The 17,333-nt window shown below is 67.9% G+C and carries 9 protein-coding genes and 4 pseudogenes; 3 read left to right on the top strand and 10 right to left on the bottom strand.

Features of this window, described 5'->3' with window-relative positions:
• Positions 1 to 63: 63 nt before the first annotated feature.
• Positions 64 to 2,647, top strand: a pseudogene (locus NHF48_RS17730) (glycoside hydrolase family 3 C-terminal domain-containing protein); the annotation flags it as partial.
• Positions 2,644 to 4,548, top strand: coding sequence for an NPCBM/NEW2 domain-containing protein (locus tag NHF48_RS17725; RefSeq protein ID WP_446741175.1), 1,905 nt, complete (start codon positions 2,644 to 2,646; stop codon positions 4,546 to 4,548). The pseudogene NHF48_RS17730 and the gene NHF48_RS17725, both read left to right, overlap by 4 nt.
• Positions 4,549 to 4,702: 154 nt before the next feature.
• Here NHF48_RS17725 and NHF48_RS17720 read toward each other — a convergent pair whose 3' ends face one another.
• From NHF48_RS17720 to NHF48_RS17675, 10 genes and pseudogenes are all read right to left on the bottom strand, one after another.
• The gene (locus tag NHF48_RS17720; protein WP_253071842.1) at positions 4,703 to 5,947 is read right to left on the bottom strand and encodes a beta-xylosidase family glycoside hydrolase; all 1,245 of its coding nucleotides are present in this window, start codon (positions 5,945 to 5,947) and stop codon (positions 4,703 to 4,705) included.
• A 124-nt stretch (positions 5,948 to 6,071) separates the two neighbouring features.
• A pseudogene (locus tag NHF48_RS17715) lies at positions 6,072 to 6,269 on the bottom strand (family 43 glycosylhydrolase); the annotation flags it as partial.
• Positions 6,266 to 7,288 carry an alpha/beta hydrolase gene (locus NHF48_RS17710; RefSeq protein ID WP_253072474.1) on the bottom strand — a complete coding sequence of 341 codons (1,023 nt, stop codon included), beginning with the start codon at positions 7,286 to 7,288 and terminating at the stop codon, positions 6,266 to 6,268. The pseudogene NHF48_RS17715 and the gene NHF48_RS17710, both read right to left, overlap by 4 nt.
• Before the next feature lie 161 nt (positions 7,289 to 7,449).
• Positions 7,450 to 8,961, bottom strand: a complete 1,512-nt coding sequence (locus NHF48_RS17705) for a glycosyl hydrolase family 95 catalytic domain-containing protein (protein WP_253071841.1) — start codon at positions 8,959 to 8,961, stop codon at positions 7,450 to 7,452.
• Entirely contained in the window at positions 8,858 to 9,700 is an 843-nt protein-coding gene (locus tag NHF48_RS17700) for a glycoside hydrolase family 95 protein (RefSeq protein ID WP_253071840.1), read from the bottom strand. The genes NHF48_RS17705 and NHF48_RS17700 overlap by 104 nt, the downstream gene beginning before the upstream one ends.
• 6 nt (positions 9,701 to 9,706) lie before the next feature.
• Positions 9,707 to 11,246: pseudogene (locus tag NHF48_RS17695) on the bottom strand (alpha-N-arabinofuranosidase).
• A 175-nt stretch (positions 11,247 to 11,421) separates the two neighbouring features.
• Complete coding sequence (locus tag NHF48_RS17690; protein ID WP_253071839.1) at positions 11,422 to 12,873, bottom strand: family 43 glycosylhydrolase; 1,452 nt, start codon at positions 12,871 to 12,873, stop codon at positions 11,422 to 11,424.
• Between the two features lie 13 nt (positions 12,874 to 12,886).
• Positions 12,887 to 13,612, bottom strand: coding sequence for an acetylxylan esterase (locus tag NHF48_RS17685; protein ID WP_253071838.1), 726 nt, complete (start codon positions 13,610 to 13,612; stop codon positions 12,887 to 12,889).
• A 23-nt stretch (positions 13,613 to 13,635) separates the two neighbouring features.
• A pseudogene (locus tag NHF48_RS17680) lies at positions 13,636 to 14,557 on the bottom strand (alpha/beta hydrolase).
• A gap of 34 nt (positions 14,558 to 14,591) precedes the next feature.
• Positions 14,592 to 16,247 (bottom strand): carboxylesterase/lipase family protein, encoded by a 1,656-nt coding sequence (locus NHF48_RS17675; protein ID WP_253071837.1) that lies wholly within the window; start codon positions 16,245 to 16,247, stop codon positions 14,592 to 14,594.
• A 218-nt stretch (positions 16,248 to 16,465) separates the two neighbouring features.
• On the opposite strand from NHF48_RS17675, the gene NHF48_RS17670 reads away from it, so the two are divergent.
• Complete coding sequence (locus tag NHF48_RS17670) at positions 16,466 to 17,302, top strand: hypothetical protein (protein ID WP_253071836.1); 837 nt, start codon at positions 16,466 to 16,468, stop codon at positions 17,300 to 17,302.
• The last annotated feature ends 31 nt before the right edge of the window (positions 17,303 to 17,333 follow it).

The raw sequence follows: 17,333 nt of genomic DNA, 5'->3' as shown, positions 1-17,333 counted from the left end.
TGGCGACGGCCGGGCTCGCTCTCGCAGTCTCCCCCGCGATCGCGCGCGAGGCCCGCCGCTGCGCCGAGCCAGCGGACAGCGGCCGACCCCGCCGAGCAGATGGCGCGGACGATGGTGTCGCGGATGACACTCGACGAGAAACTGCCGCAGTTGCTCAACGTCGCGCCCGCGATCCCGCGGCTCCGCGTGCCCGCGTACAACTGGTGGACCGAGTCGCTGCACGGCGCGCTGGGGCCGCTCGCGACCACCAATTTTCCCGAGCCGATCGGCCTCGCCGCAAGCTTCGACGCGCCGATCGTCCATGACGTCGCGGGGGCGATCAGTCAGGAGGTGCGCGGGCTGCACACGCTCGGCCGCGAGAGCGGCAGGAACGGGCATATCGGCACCGGGCTCGACACGTGGTCGCCCAACATCAACATCTTCCGCGATCCGCGCTGGGGCCGCGGGCAGGAGACGTACGGCGAGGGATCCGTTCTTGACCGCGACGATGGGCGTCGCGTTCGTGACCGGGATGCAGGGCCCCAACCCCGATCGCCCGCAGGTGATCGCCACGCCCAAGCACTTCGCGGTGCACAGCGGCCCGGAGGGCACGCGCCACCAGGCCAACGTCTACATCTCCGCGCACGACCTGGAGGACACCTACCTCCCCGCCTTCCGTGCGGCGCTGGTCGACGGGCACGCAGGGTCGGTGATGTGCGCGTATAACCGCATCGACGGCCAGCCGGCCTGCGCCAGCGACCTGTTGCTCAAGGAACACTTACGCGGAGCGTGGGGCTTCAAGGGCTATGTCGTGTCCGATTGCGACGCGGTGAAGGACATCGCCGACAACCATAAATACGCCCCCGACAGCGCCGCCGCGGTCGCCGCCGCGATGCGCGCGGGCGTCGACAACGAATGCAACGGCGAGACGCTGGGCGATACCGCGGGCCTGGATACCCGGTACCGCGAGGCGCTGAACCGCGACCTGATCACCGAGGCGGACGTCGACCAGAGCCTCGTCCGCCTATTCACAGCGCGGTACCGCAACGGCGACCTGCCCGGACTTGCCGGCGCCCCCAAGGCGTTGCCGACCAGCGTCGTCGGCGCCCCCGAGCATCGGCGACTGGCGCTGGCCGCGGCTGAGCGATCGATGGTGCTGCTCAAGAACGACGGCATTCTGCCGCTCAAACCCGGCGTGAAGCTCGCCGTGATCGGCCCGCTCGGCGATGCGACGCGCGTGTTGCGTGGGAATTACTCGTCGCCGCTGTCGGGCCAGCCGGTATCGGTGCTGGAGGGGCTGAAGACCGCGCTCGGTGCGAGCCAGGTCACGCTCGTGCCGTTCGGCGAGTCCGTCACGGACGGCGACCGTGTGCCAACGTCCGCGCTGCTCACGCCCGACGGCAAGCCCGGCCTGCTCGCGCGCTACTATAATCCGACCACGCCGATGCCCGCGCAATATGCCAGCGGCGCGCGCGAGAAGCTCGTCGCCGCCGCCAAGTACCAGGCGCAGCCGGTGGTCACGCGCATCGAGCCCGATGTCGGCGATCGCAACCTCGATCTCGCACGCGTCACCGACGTCCACCGCACCGAATGGACCGGCTTTCTCGTGCCCCCGGAAAGCGGCACCTACCGCGTCGGCCTGTCGGGATCGGGCGGCACGCTGACACTCGACGGCAAGATGATCTCCGACCGGCGCAAGACCCGCTGGAACGACCTGCCCGGCATGACGACACTGAAACTCGAAGGCGGCAGGCGTTATGCGATCCGCGCCGAGGGCAGCGGCATCGACCTGGTGTGGAAGCGCGTATCGGATGCGCCGTCCGCCGAGCTTCGTCGCGCCGCCGCCGCCGCCGACGTGCTAGTTGCGGTCGTCGGCCTCACCTCCGACCTGGAAGCCGAGGAAACTGGCGTGACGGTGCCGGGCTTCTCGGGCGGCGACAAGACGACGCTAGACCTGCCCGCGGACCAGATCGCGATGCTCGAACAGGCCAAGGCCACCGGCAAGCCGATCGTGCTCGTGACGATGAACGGCAGCCCGATCAACCTCGCCTGGGCGAAGGACAACGCCGCGGCCGTGCTGGAGGCCTGGTATCCGGGCGAAACCGGTGGGACCGCTGCGGCGAACATCCTGACCGGACGCACAAACCCGTCGGGCCGCCTGCCGCTCACCTTCTATCGTAGCGTCGGCGACCTGCCGCCGTTCGGCGACTATGCGATGAAGGGCCGCACCTATCGCTACTTCGCGGGCACGCCGGTCTATCCGTTCGGCCACGGGCTCAGCTACACCAAGTTCGGCTATGCGCCGCTGACCGTCACGCCCGCCCGCGGCGGTGCCGAGAACGGCCTGCGCGTCACCACGAGACTGACCAACCAGGGCGATCGACCGGGCGAAGAGGTCGCGCAACTCTATCTCGACTTCCCCGACCGGCCAGGCACCCCGCGGCTCGCGCTGCGCGGGTTCCAACGCGTCGCACTCCGCCCCGGCGAAGCGCGCAGTTTGACGTTCGACCTGTCGCCGCGCGATCTCAGCTCGGTGGCGTTGGACGGTGCACGTTCGGTCGCCCCCGGCACCTACCGCGTGACGGTCGGAGCCGGACAGCCCGGCACGGGCGTCGCAGGGCAGACCGCCAGCTTCACCGCGCGCCAGTCGGCGGAGCTGCCGAAGTGAGCCGCATCCGGACACTCGCGACGCTCGGCACCGCGCTGGTCGCGCTCTGCACGCCGATCGCGGCACTGGCGGATCCGCTGACCCCGACCGGCAAATGGAGCGCCAATACCGATGGCTCCGCAGCCGTGCCGCCGATGGGCTGGAGTTCGTGGAATGCCTTCAACAGCGACGTCGACGAGGAGAAGGTGCTCGCCTCGGCGCAGGCGCTGATCGACACCAAGTTGCGCGACATCGGCTATCGCTACGTCAATATCGACGATGGCTGGTGGCTGAAGCGTCGCCAGCCCGACGGCCGGCTGCTGATCCGCACCAGCCACTTCCCGTCCGCCGCGACCGGCGCGGACACGAGCTTCCGCCCGTTCACCGACCGCCTCCACGCGATGGGTCTCAAGGTCGGCATCTATTCGGACATCGGCCGCAATACCTGCGGCCAGATCTACACCCCGGATTTCAAGAACCAGCCCGAGGGCAGCGTCGCCGAGCGCGAGGTCGGGCTGTACGGTCATGTCGACCAGGACATCCGGCTGTTCTTCGCCGAATGGAACTTCGATTTCCTGAAGGTCGACGGCTGCGGCGCGCGCGGCCTGCCGGTGGACGCACCGCGCGTGAAGTCCGGCCTGTACCGCGCGCTGACACCGCTGGTCGACATGCAGTCGCTCGGCGGAACCGACATCGCCGGCATCCGCCGCCTCTACGAACAGGTCCACACCGCGCTGCACACGCACGCGGGCGACCGGCCGTACGTCTATTCGCTGTGCCTTTGGGGCGCGGGTGACGTGCGTGCGTGGGGCAAGGACGTCGGCAACACATCGCGCACCAGCGACGACATCCAGCCGGTCTGGTCGCGGATGCTGACCAACCTCGACACCGTCACGCACCGCGCGCTCTACGCGCATCCGGGATCGTGGAACGACCCCGACATGCTGTTCGTCGGCACCGGCGATTTCGACGCGGCGCACAGCGCGGAGGCACGCTCGCACTTCGCGTTATGGGCGATGCTCAATGCGCCGCTGATCATCGGCTACGATCTCCGGAAACTGACGCTGGACCTGCTCGCGATCTTCGGCAACGCGGACATCGTCGCGCTGAACCAGGATGCGGCGGGCAACCAGGCGGTGCTCGCGTATGACTCGTCGGAAGTGCAGACCTTCGTGAAAACGCTCGCGGACGGCAGCAAGGGCGTCGCACTATTCAACCGCACCGCGTCGCCCGCCAAGGCGGTGCTGACCGCCGAGCAGCTCAAGATGCTGCCGACCGCCGACGTGAGCCTGAAGGACCTCTGGACCAAGAAGGAGCAGAGTTTCCGCAAGGAGATCGCGGTGACGCTGGCGCCGCACGAGACGCTGATCTTCCGCGCGACCGGCACGCGGCGGTTGCCCGACGGACTATACCTTTCGGAGCAGACCGGCCGCGTCAATCCGGCGACCGATGGCGTAGTCGTGCCGCAGCCGGATCCGACGATCTACCAGTCGATCACGCCGTGGACGGGCACCCGCGGCAGTGGCGAGCACCCGCAATATGGCGGCTGGGGCGGCGCCGAAGCCGACCGCGCGCCATACGGCAAGCTGTTGCGGGTGGCCGGCACCGACTTCGACACCGGGATCGGCGTGCTCGCAAACTCCCGCCTCGAAGTCCGCAACCAGGGTTACGCAAGGTTTGCCGCCAAGGTCGGCATCAACGATTCCGGCCAGCCGCGATCGGGCACGACGGTGTTCGAGGTCTGGGGCGACGGTCGCCTCCTCGCGAAGTCGCAGCCGATGGGGTTTGGTGAGGCAGCGGTACCGCTGGAGGCGAAGGTGACGGGCGTACGGATCGTCGAGCTGGTGGCGCGGGGGAGTGGTGCGGCGAATGCCGGGGCGCCGCAACCTGCGACTTGGGCGGACGCTGCGTTGCTAAAATAGCGATGGTTTGAGCCACAAGGTCGATCCGCCCACGTCGTCATCCTGACGAAAGTCAGGACCTAGAGTAACGGACGGAACCCCTTGTGGCTCTGGATCCTGACTTTCGTCAGGATGACGGAAGGTTGGGCGTGGTCGGTACGTTGGTCACTTAGTCCTAGTGCACCCGCTCCGGCCTACCCGGCGGCAACGCAGAAAGCGTGAACCGGTCGACATCCAGCCACCCGCCACTCGCCGTCGGCGTGTAGCAGAACACCGCAAGCTGCTCACCCTGGAACGTCCCCGTCCGCCACGCGAACGCGAGCGGGAAGTCGCCGCCCAGCCCGGTCCAGCGCCGTCCGTCCACACTATACGCCACGCGCGCACGGTCGGTCGTAAAGTCCATGTCCGTCCGCAACCACAGCGCCTCGGCTCGCGGCAACGGCGCGGTGGCGCGAACCTCGGTTCGGGCACCGGCGAGCGTGTCTTCGGTCACCTCCATCGCCAGCGTCGCCTTGCCGCCTGCCGCGCCCTGCACCGTCAAGTTCCCACTGAACTGCCCGAACGTCCCGAACCCGCAGCGATCCCCCGTTGCCAGATGGCGGATGTCGAGCTTCACCTCGGCCCGGCTCGCTGGCCCCTGCCCCTTCTGCACGAGCGTATTGCGCGCGCTCCAGAACCCGGTGGCGACCGTCGGCTTCAGCCGCAACCAACCCGGCCGCTCGCTCAACGACCAGCGCGAAGGCTCGGGATTGTGGTTCCACTGCCACTGCAACCCGAGCGTCGGCTTCCCGAAATCGTCCGACGTCGCCGGCTCCGCGAAGGCCCCACCCAGGATCGGTTTCGCCGCACGCCGCGGCACGCGACCGGGCGCCTCACGCGTGCCCCATACCGGCCAGTCGTCTTGCCAGAATACCGGGCTGAGGTTCGTCATGCGCCCGATCGCGCCGCTATCCTCCATCACGAAGCCGAACCAGCGGCCATCTGGCAGGTCGACCAGCGCGCCTTGGTGCCCGCCGGTCTTGTCGTCGATCTGGTCGCGCGTTTCCCACGGCCCGAACAGGCTGTGCGACCGCGACACGGTCAGCCCCAGCCGCGGCGGCAGCGCGTTGAAGAGGTAGTAATACGCACCGCGCCGGATGATCTTCGACCCCTCGGCGCCCTTGATGTAATGCACTTTCTGCGACGCGGTGACGTGCGCCAAGTCCTTGTCGAGCGTCAGCAGCGTGATCGTGCCGTCCGCGGTGCTCGCGGTCGCCAGGTACGCGCGCCCGTCCGGCTCGATGAACAGCCCCGGATCGAACGCCTCGCGCTCCAGTTCGTGATAGCGCCACGGCCCGCGCACGTCCTTCGCGTACCAGATCCGCGTCTTCTGACCGACCGGCGTATTGGCGAGATAATAGGTGCCGGCGTGGTAGCGCAAGGACGACGCATACAGCCCGTGCCGGTACGCGTTGCCGCCCCCTCAGGTCGTATTCGGGCTTGCCCTCCAGCCGAGCGACGAGGTGCGACGCGAGCATCCAGTTGATCAGGTCGCGGCTGTGCAGGATCGTGATGCCGGGCGTGTTCGCGAACGTCGTCGTCGCGAAATAATAGTCGCTGCCGACCCGAATGATGTCGGGATCGGGATAATCCGCGAACAGCACCGGATTGCGGAAGCTCCCGTCGCCCTGGTCCGATCGCCACACCTGTGCGGACGCGGCGGTCGCCAGCAGCCCCAGCGCGACCGCCACCGCGACCCTCATTTGCCGAACGCCAGCGCGCGCGAGAAGAACGGCATCATCGTGTCCTGCACGCGCCCGGCGACGCCGCTGGTATGATCGCCCGGATACACCTCGAAGCTGTTCGCGATCCCGTAGCTGTCGAGCGCGGCGTGAAGCTTGCCGGCATCGTCCTTCAGCCCGTCGCGGTCGCCGACGTCGATCCCGATCGCCGCATAGCGCCGCAGATTGCCGACATATTGGTCGAGCATCGCCAGCGGCGCATTGGCCGCCCAGCGCGCCAGCACGTCGGGTTGCGCCACGCCGTCCTTGACCGGCAGGTCGAGATACAGCGGCGGCGCCTTGGGGTTGGGCGACCATGCCGCGGCCGTCGCGAGTTGCGCGCGCTGCCCCCATGACAAGGTCGCGCTGTCCGCGGGCGACCGCAGCGCGCGGATCGCCGTCTCGGTTGCCGCATCGGGTGTGCCGAGCGCGCGCGTCGAGAGGCAGCACGGGCTCATCATGTAGAGCGCACCGAATGTTTCGGGATGCTTCATGCCGATCCGCGCGGTGCCGTAGCCGCCCATCGAATGCCCCGTGAGCCCGCGGCTGCGGCGGTCCGCGATCGTCCGGTAATGGCCATCGACATAGCCGACGAGGTCGCGCGCGACGAACGTCTCGAAATCGCCGACCGTTACCGAACTCGAATAGAAGGACCCATTATGCGCGGTCTTGCTGTCGGGGATCACGACGATCATCTCACGTGCGCCCTTCGCGAACGCACCCTCGATCGTCTGCGGCACGTGGATCTCGCCGATCCACTGCTCCGCGCCGATCGAATAGCCGTGGAGGGCGTAGACCACCGGAAAGCGCCGCGTCGGGTTGGCGCGATAGCTTGGCGGCAGGACCACCAGCACCGCGCGGTCCGGGCTCTCGCCTTCGAGATTGCCTTCGATCGCGGGCGAGTGGACGGTGATCCGCTCGATCGTCACCGGCTTCGCACCGGCAACCGGCGGCGGTCCTGGCGTCTTGACCTGCGCCGGAGCGGGTCCGGTCGACAGCATCAACGCAGTGCCGAGTGCGACGAGAAGCTTGTTCACGGACATCCCCTTTTGTTGTTCAAGCGCGCGCGAGAGCGTTGCCGCGAAGTCTCACCGCTTTCCCCGGGGTCAGCACGACCTCGACCCGCCGCGTGCCGAGCCGGATCACGCGCCGCCCCGACATCTCACCGCGTACCACCGTCTCGACCAGTTCGCCGCCCTGCCAGCGCAGGTCGACCGAACACCGCCCCCCGCGCACGCAACCCTGTGACGGACCCGGTCGGCCAAGCACTCGGCAGCGCGGGCAGCAGCAGGATCTCGTCGCCCCGGCTCTGCAACAGCATCTCGGCGATCGCCCGCGTACCGCCGAAATTACCGTCGATCTGGAACGGCGGATGCGCGTCGAACAGATTGGGATAGGTCCGCTCAGGGCCGAGCAGGAAGGCCAGGATGCGGTGCGCATGGTCGCCATCGCGTAGCCGCGCCCACAAGTTCGCGCGCCATGCGGTCGCCCAGCCGGTCGATTCGTCGCCGCGCAGTTCGAGCGACCGCCGCGCCGCCTGTGCCAGCGCGGGTGTCCGGTCGAGATCGATCTGGTCGCTCGGGAACAGCCCGTAGAGATGCGAGACGTGGCGGTGATGCGGCTCGGGTGCGGCCGCGTCCCAGTCGCGCTGCCATTCCTGAAGCTGACCCTGCGCGCCGATATGATCGGGCGCCAAACGCGCGCGCGCCGCCGCCACTTCGGCCGCAAACCGTGCATCGATCTTCAGCAACGCCGCCGCCTGCCCGACCTGGTCGAACAGGTCGCGCAGGATCTGCATGTCCATCGCCGGCCCCGCGCAGATCGATGCGCCCGCCGGATGAATGTTCTCGGGCGACAGCGACGGATTGGTCACCAGCGCGCCGGTCGCCGGATCGGTCTGCAGCGTATCGAGGAAGAACAACGCCGCGCCGCGCATCAGCGGATAGACCGACCGCAGATAGTCGAGGTCGCGCCCGTAATCGTAGCGATCCCACAAATGCGTGCACAGCCACGCGCCACCGGTCGGCCACAGCCCCCATTGCGCCCCGTCGATCGGCGCGGTCGCGCGCCACAGATCGGTGTTGTGATGACACACCCACCCACGCGCACCGTACATCGTCCGCGCCGTGCGCTCACCCGTGATCGCCAGTTCGCGGACCATCTGCACCAGCGGCGCGGTACACTCGGCCAGCGCGGTCGCCTCCGCCGGCCAATAGTTCATCTCGGTGTTGATATTGACGGTGTATTTGGACTCCCACGGCGGCTTGATCGCGTCGTTCCAGATACCCTGCAAGTTCGCCGGCTGCGTCCCCGGTCGCGACGACGCGATCAGCAGATAGCGGCCATAGTCGAAATACAGCGTCGCCAGCGCCGGATCGTCACCGGCACGGTTGGCACGGACGCGCTCGTCGGTCGGCTTGTCCGCCGCCGCCGTACGTCCGAGATCGAGCGTCACGCGGCGGAACAGCGCACGGTGCGCGGCGCTCGTCTCCGCCCGGATCCGCTCGACCCCGCGCCGGCTCGCGCGATCGAGCGTGGCGAGCGTCGCCGCTTCCGGGTTGCCGCTCACGTCATCGAACCGACGATAGCTCGTCGCCATCGCCACCAGCACCGTGACCGTGCGTGCCCCCGCGACGCGAAGCCGGTTGCCCTCCTTCGAGACGACACCACCCACAGTCGAAACCCGCGCGCGCGCCCGCGAACCGCAACCGCCCCGCAATCCCCGCCCGTTCGCCATTATGCCCGGCCAGCGTCACCGTCGCACCGTCGACCGAGACGCTCGCGCCAAGCTGTGGCGACTCGAGCCCCACCAGCAGGTCGAACGGCCGATCGCCGACCAGGTGCACCGCGATCACCTGATCCCCGGGCGACGCGAACACGTCGCGCCGAAACCGCGTGCCGCCCATCGTGAAACTGGTGGTCGCGACCGCCGCGTCGAGATCGAGCTGTCGGACATAGTCGCCGACCGCCCCCGCCACGCCGGGCATCTCCAGCATCAGGTCGCCGACCGGCTGATACGCCATCTGCGTCTTGGGCAGCCCCATGACCTGCGCATTGGCGATCGCCTGCGCCTCGGCGAACTTGCCCGCGTCGATCAACCGCCGCACCTCGGGCAGCGCCGCGTGCGCCGCCGGGTTGACAGGATCATACGGCCCACCGGTCCACAGCGTATCCTCGTTCAGCTGCAACCGCTCGCTGGCGGTCCCGCCGAACACCATCGCGCCGAGCCGGCCGTTGCCGACCGGCAACGCCTCGGTCCAGGCGACAGCCGGCTGCCGATACCAGAGCCGAGGGCCATCGGCGGAAGCCGCCGCCCAGGCCTGACTCGGTCCAGCGCCGGGTCCGGCAAGCGCAGCGACGGCGACCGCCGCTGCGCCTTCCAGCATGTCGCGACGCGTGGGTTCGACGGCCATCGCCGATCAGCGGAGATCGAGGACCAGCACCGACTTTGCCGGCACCGTGAGTGTCAGATTGCCGCCCGTCACCTGCGCGCCCGTGAACGGCTGTGGCACGACCGTATCCGGCGCGTCGAAGCTGTTATGCGCGTCCATCGCGGTGCCGGTGATGATCCGCCCGCTCGCCTGCGTCGCCTGCAATCCGGCGAGTGCGACCGACACCGGCATCGCGCGGTTCGGATCGAGGTTGACCAGCGCGACATGCACCTGCCCCGCCGTGTCGCGGACCGCAGACGCGCTGACCGCAGGTACCGCCACCTCGTCCTTGTGGTACCAGGGCGAGGTCACCTGGATCGGCAGCGATGTCGCGCCCTGCCACGGCTTGTAGAGGTCGAACACCCAATAGGTCGGCGTCTTCACCATCTTCGCACCGTCGGTGAGCAGCATCGCCTGCAACACGTTCACCATCTGCGCGATCGCCGCCATCCGGACCCGGTCGGCATGATGCGCGAAGATGTTGAGGTTGAGCCCGGCGACCACCGCATCGCGCAACGAATTCTGCTGCTCGAGGAAGCCGGGATTGCTGCCCGGCGTCGGATCGTACCACGTGCCCCATTCGTCGACCGCGAGCATCACGCGCTTGGCCGGATCGTACTTGTCCATGATCGCCGAGTGCTTGGTGATGAACTCCTCCATCTCCAGCGTGTGCGACATGGTGGACGCCCATTCGCGCTCGGGAAAACCGATCGCCGCGCCCTTGTCCTTCCAGTCCTTGTCGCGCGGCCGCGTGTAGTAATGCAGCCCCAGCCCATCGATGTTCTTGCCGGCGATCCGCATCATCGCCTCGGTCCACTCATAGTTCGAGTCGCTCGCGGCCGCTCGCGATCTTGAGCATCGGGCCGTTCGCGGACTTGGCGAACTGCGCATAACGGTTGGTCAGGTCGGCGGCATATTCGGCGCGCATGTTGCCACCGCAGCCCCACAGCTCGTTGCCGATGCCGAGATACTGGATCTTCCACGGCGCGGCGTGGCCGTTGCGCTCGCGCTCCTTGGCGAGCACGGTCGTACCTTTCGCGGCGGTCATGTACTCGACCCATTGCGCAGTCTCGGACGGCGGTGCGCTGCCGACGTTGGCGGATACGTAGGTGCTCGCGCCGAGGCGGTCCATCAACCCGAAATATTCGTGCGTGCCGAACGCGTTGTCCTCGTTGACGCCGCCCCAGTTGGTGTTGACCTTGGTCGGGCGCGACTTGGTCGCGCCGATCCCGTCGCGCCAATGATATTCGTCGCCAAAACACCCGCCGGGCCAGCGCACCATCGGCACGTTGATCGCCTTCAGCGCGTCCAGCACGTCGCGACGATAGCCGCCGTCGTTCGGGATACGCGAGCCCTTGCCGACCCAGATCCCGCCATAGATGCCGTGGCCGAGATGCTCGGCGAACTGCCCGAACACGTCGCGGTGGACGACCGCACCCGGCTTGTCCGCCTGCAACGTCGCCGTCACGGTCGGTGCCGCGGCGTCCTGCGCCACCGCCGACGTCGCGACAAATGCGCCCGCGAGCATCAGCGGCGCGAACGTCAGCGCGGTAAGCGCGCGCGTCAGGCCAGAACCCGACTGTGAAGTGCGGTGCGTCAACAGGTCCATACTCTCCCTTTCGGCCACCATGAGGCAGCCCCATCTTTTCGATACTTGTAGGAGTAGTTCAATCTCGGCCGGCGTCAACGTCGGCCGGGATCGACTACGGCCGCTTGAAGGTCCAGCGCCCGGCGGGGCTGGCCGGATCGAACTTGGCGAGCGTCGGCGTACTGGCGCCGATCGCGACGAGCGCCAAGTTGGCGCGACCACCCGGTACGGACTTCGCCATGATGCGGTAGGTGCCGTCGGTCAGCTGATCGATCCGCCACATCTGCTCGGTCGCGCCCGTGAACGCGGGCACCGTCTCGACCTCGCCTTGCCCGGTCGCCGCGAGTACGCGCGCGGTCCCGGCGATCGTGATCGTGTAATAGGGCGCACCGAAATACCCGCCGGCCCCGGCCGCAGGCGCGATCGTCCATAATTGATGCGGGCGGTTCATATAGTCGGCGAGATCGACGCGGATGCGGCCCTGTGGCCAACCCGCCGAATCCTGCGCCAATGTCTGGTCGGGGATCGGGCTGACGGGGTCGGTAGGCTTGGCCATGAAGGCGCGACGCGGGTCGAACGCGATTCGGACGACATCGGTCGCGAGGCCGAGCGCGTAGCCGCTGCGTTCGGAGGCGACTTCATAGGTGCCGGGGACGACGTTCTCCCCCGCGACCGGCCAGCCGTCGGTCCAGCGGAGCGGCTCGATCCCCAGCACGCTGCGGCCGCTGCGATCCATGTCCGCCTCGTAATGCATCGAGAATTTCTCGACGCCGCCGTCGAGTTCGATCAGCCCGAAATGACCGGGGCCGATATTGCGACCACGCGCGCTGACGACCAGCTTGCCGCCGCCGCGCAGCAGCGGCGTCCCCATGTGATCGACATACGGCCCGAGCGGACTGCGCGATCGGCCGACGCGGATATGGTAGGTCGAATTGGGCCCGTCGCAGCACGTTCCGTGCGTGCCGAGCAGATAATACCAGCCGTCGCGGTGCATCATCGCGGTGGCTTCCATGTCGATCGCGACGTCGACGGGCTGATTGCCCGCTACACGCAGGCCCGTCTTTGGATCGAGTTCGATAATGCGGATCGGCCCGAAATAGGTGCCGTAGGTCAGCCAAAGACGGCCATCGACGTACAGGAATGCGGGGTCGATCGCATCGGCGGTCTCCACCCCGTCGCTCGACGCGACCACGCCGACGTCGTGATATTTGAACTGCGGCGATTTCGGATCGAGCGACAGCGTCCACATGATCTTGACCTGGCTCGCATGCCCGCCGGACATACCGCCGCCACCGACCGCATAGGCGACGTAATAGCGGTCGCCGATCTTGATCACGTCGGGCGCGACGCCGCCCCCGGGACGCTCGGGGCCGCTGCGCCACGTCCAGCCGTCGTCGGAGACCAGGCCTCCGCCACGCGTGCCGAACGTGTAGTATTTGCCGTCGGACTCGGTCACCGTCGACGGATCGTGGATGAACGTCTCGCCCTGCAACTGCGCGGCGGCGGGCGACGCCCCGGCGGCGAGGATCGCGGACAGCCCGAGAGCTGCGGCGGCAAGACGCGTCATGAGGGTCTCCATGCTAGCGGACATCGGTCTTGAGGTCGGTGATCGGCCGGCCGGCCTCATCGACGAAGCGCACGCAGAAGTCGCTCAGGCCGGGTCCGTTGATCACCGCACCACGCAGGACGTTGCGGCCCTTGCGCAGCGTCACGCGGTCCGACAGCACGTCGTCCATCACCATGCGGCGATCGTTGAACAGCCCGGCCGTCTCCTTGCCGTTCAGCCACCAGATCGACGCCGAGTTCGACCCGACCGCCAGCCGCACGTCGCGCATCTCGCGCGGGCTGTCGACGATCGTCACCGCCCAGAAGATCACGCCGTAAGTCGGCTTTCCGAGCCCCTTGGCGAAGCTGAACAGCTTGACGTCGAACGCGCCGGAATCGAGTGCGTGCCAGCGTAGCGGTTGGGCCGCTTTCACGACCTGGCCGTCGCGCGGGATCGCGGTGAACTGGCCGGGGAAATACTGCGTGGTGAGCGCCTGCCGGACATACGTCGCGGTAAAGCCCGTATTGCTGCGGTTGGGCTTGTCGATCGACTCGAGCAACAGCCAGCGACGCAGGAACCCGTCGCTGTCGGGCGTCGTGGCCCCTTGCGTCACCGGCTGGAAATACGGCGCGAGACCGGTCGCCGGTGCCGGCGCCGTATCCTGTCCGTTCGCGCCGGACGACAGCCCGGCCAGCGCACCCAACGCCAACAGCGGCGCGGCGCGCAGCCCGATTGACCGAACCCTCGTGAAGCGCATCATACCCGTCTCCCCCTGCATCATTGTCATCGCCGTACGAGCATGCCGTTGGCGTCGAGCCAGTGCATGAAATCCTCGAACCAGCCGGTGCTGGTCGTGCCTTTCTTGCCCAGCCCGAAGCCGTGGCCGCCTGCCTGGTACAGGCGGAACTCGACCGGCTTCCCCGCCTTCTGCCAGGACTCGATCAGGCCGAATCCCTTGTTGGCGAACAGCGGGTCGTTGGCGGCAAGCACCGCGAACAGCGGCGGGGCGTCGGCCGGCACCTTCACCGACTCCATCGATCCATAGATCGGCGCGATGAAGGCGAGATGCGTGTCGGGCGCGGCGAGCGCCGTCGCCATCGTCGTCATCGCCCCCCGCTGAAAAGCCGACCATGCCAACGCGGGCGGGGTCAACCTTCCACTCGGTCGCGCGCGTCCGCACCAGCGCGACCGCAGCGCGCGCATCGGCGACCTGGTCGCTTAGGCCTGCGATCGCCTCGTCCGGGCTCATCCGTCGTTGCGGTTGCGCGGCGCCCGCGAACATTGTCGTGACCGATTGCTCGAACCCGCCCATGTCCGCCGGCGTCGGCTTCAACCGATATTTCAGCACGAACGCCGCGATGCCCCGGTCGGCGAGCGCCTTCGCCACGCGCCAGCCTTCGTTCTCCATCGACAGCATCAGGAAACCGCCGCCCGGCGCGACGATCACCGCCGCGCCGGTCGCCTTGGCCGGATCGGGCAGGAACGGCGTCAGCGTCGCGGACATGACGTTGCGCGTCATCGCCACGCCGTACTGCCTGAACCAAGCTTCGGGTGCCGCCTGTCCCTTCACGCCGCCGGTATTGAGCGGGATCGCACTCGGCTCGGCCGGCGCCGCCGTCGCGGTCATCCGCGCGTCCTGTGCCAGAACCGGCGTCGCCAACGCGAGTGCGCTCGCCAACAACCCAAATCCGATCGACCAACGCATCGCCTTCTCCCCCAGAGTGTCCGTCACACCACGCTCACGACAGCAGGATACGCCGAGCCGCACCCTTGGGATCGTCGACCATGCGGCTCGTGGTATCGAACACCATCGTCTGGCAGCGCTGCGGATCGGTCGGCGTCCAGGCCAGGCCCGGCTGGCTCGGATTGCCGGTCCGCGCGAAGTTCGCCCATGCGGTCGACATGGTCCGCGCGACGCGCTGTGCTTCGGGCGTATTGCCGGTGCCCTGATCACACAAAGCCGTATTGTCGAAGCAGAAGGCGAGATCGGCGGTGTGCCACGCACCAGCCACGCCGCCGAGTTGCGGCGACTGCCACTGGAAGAGATATTGGTACACCGGCGCACCACGCTGCGCGTGTTTCAGCCGCACCATGTCCTGCACGCGGTTGCGGTTCTGCAGGCCCTGCACGCCGTATGCCAGCGTCCGCACCGCCTTTTCCGGATGCGCCCGCTTCATCGCCGCAATCAGCCGGCCCGCCTTGTCGCCCCCCATCTGCGCGGTAAGATCGGTCCGCCACTGCACCTCGCTCGGATTATAGCCCCAGCGCATCCCCTCCTCGCTGACGTTGCCGATCATCACCGGCACGTCGCGCGACACCTCGGGCGCAATGTCAGAGTATGAGCGGACGTCGATCACCTTGCCGTCCAGTGTCGGGTTCCAGCCTACGCGCGGCGTCAGCGAAGGCCCCATCGGCCCGCGCGGACCGTTGATCTCGGTCGCGACCTTGTTGCCCGCTTCGAACAGCGGCTTCCACGCGATCCGCTGGAGTGCGCCCAGATCCTTCGGTCCGATGTTCAGTTCACGCAGCACGCGCCGCGAGAAATCGCGCGACTGTTCGGCGGTCGGCAGCGACCCGCCCCCGCCCGACTGCACCGCGGCACGGTGGATCAGGCCCTTGCCGCTCGCCATGCCGAGCAACGTCGTCACCTTCGATCCGCCGCCCGACTGGCCGTAGACCATCACCGTGTCGGGATCGCCGCCGAACCGCGCGATGTTCTCCTGCACCCAGCGCAATGCCGCGACGCAATCGGTCATGCTGACGTTGACGGACTCGTCGTACGCGGCGCCGCCAACCTCGGTCAGGTCGAGGAACCCGAGCACGTTGAGCCGGTGGTTGATCGATACCTGCACCACGTCGTGATGCCGCGCCATCTGCGCGCCGTCATGCGAGGCGAGTTCGTACGACGATCCGAACGCGAACCCGCCGCCGTGGAAATACACCATCACCGGCCGCTTGCCCGACAGCGACGGCGTCCAGACGTTCAGCTTCAGCATGTCCTCGCCGACGAACCCGTCGGTCCATTGCTGGAGGAACGTGTGCTCTACCGCGCTGAAATCATGCAGCGTCTGCGGGCAGTTCGCGCCGTAGGACAGCGTGTCGCGCGTTTCGGTCCAGCGCTGCGGCGGCTTGGCGGGCAGCCAGCGATTCTCGCCGCCGGTATCCGCCCCGTAAGGAACGCCTTTGAAAGTGTAGACGCCGTCCGAGACATAGCCGCGAACCGGCCCGTATTGCGTCCGCGCGATCGCCGATTGCGGCGTGGAACAGGTCCCGGCGCGCGGTGCGGACGATCCGGGCGCAGCACGCGCTAGACTCACCGCGGGCAGCATCAAGCCTGCCCCGGTGGCGATCGATGCAAGCATCGCACGACGACGATCGACGGTTGGCCCGGTCATCCTCTTCTCCCTAACGGCCGCGTGCAGGCTGTTCTCCGACGTTCCAAGACCGGAACCATCGCGTACCCTTTGCAACCTTGTATGAGTATTAGAGTGATACCGCTACCCTGTCCATACGGCAACGACGGGAGTGGGTGGCGGATGCGATTGTTAGCGCTATAGTCTTGGGAATAGCTGGCGAACCCAACGCCGCATGACGATACCGGAGAGGAAAAACCATGGCGGCCAAATCCGCATTCTGCCTGATCGCGGCCCTGCTCGCGAGCGCCGCACCCGCAATCGCTCAGACAAGCGCGCGCACCGCGTCGACCGACCTGACGCTCAACGCCGCGGGTTATTACGAGGCGCCAGCCGCCAACGTGCTCGTCTTCTCCAACTGGTATGACGGCCTGTTTGCCGATTCGAAGATCAGTGGCGTCGAGATCATCCAGCAGGGCGAACGCATCGCCACCAACGGCGACGTCCGCCTGTCCTCCACCCCCGGCCAATGGGACGCGATCGGACGCTTGGTCGACCGGAAGATCGACGCCGCGACCGGCGCGATCATCGTCACGCTCGAATACCCCGACTATAAATGGCGCTACCGCGTGCGATCGGAAAAGCGCGGTGGCGCGGTTGCAGTTTCGGTGATCCTCGACCAGCCCGTGCCGGCCGCGCTCGCGGGCAAGGCCGGGTTCAACCTCGAATTCCTCCCCCGCCGCCTATTTCCACCACAGCTACATGGCGGACGGAGTGAGCGGCGCGTTCCCGGTCTATCCGGCCGACGCGATGATCCGGACGCCGCAGCGCAACGCCGCGAGCGGGCGCGCGGAAGGCCCCGGCGCCGAACCGACCGCGATCGCCAGGGGCAGCCGCTTCGTGCTCGCGCCCGAGGATCCGGCACGCCGCGTGACGATCCGCTCGACCGCCGAAATGCGGTTGTTCGACGGTCGCAACCAGGCGCAGAATGGCTGGTTCGTGCTCCGCTCGCTGCTCCCGGCAGGGGCGCACCGGCACCGTGCTCGAATGGACGATCCAGCCCAACAGCGTACCGGGCTGGCTCCGCCCGCCGGTGATCGCGCATTCGCAGCTCGGCTATACGCCCGA

This window comes from Sphingomonas sp. H160509, from assembly GCF_024124765.2.
Lineage (GTDB): Bacteria > Pseudomonadota > Alphaproteobacteria > Sphingomonadales > Sphingomonadaceae > Sphingomonas.
Note: the sequence above shows the minus strand (reverse complement) of the source record. Positions and strands in the feature narration are given on the sequence as shown.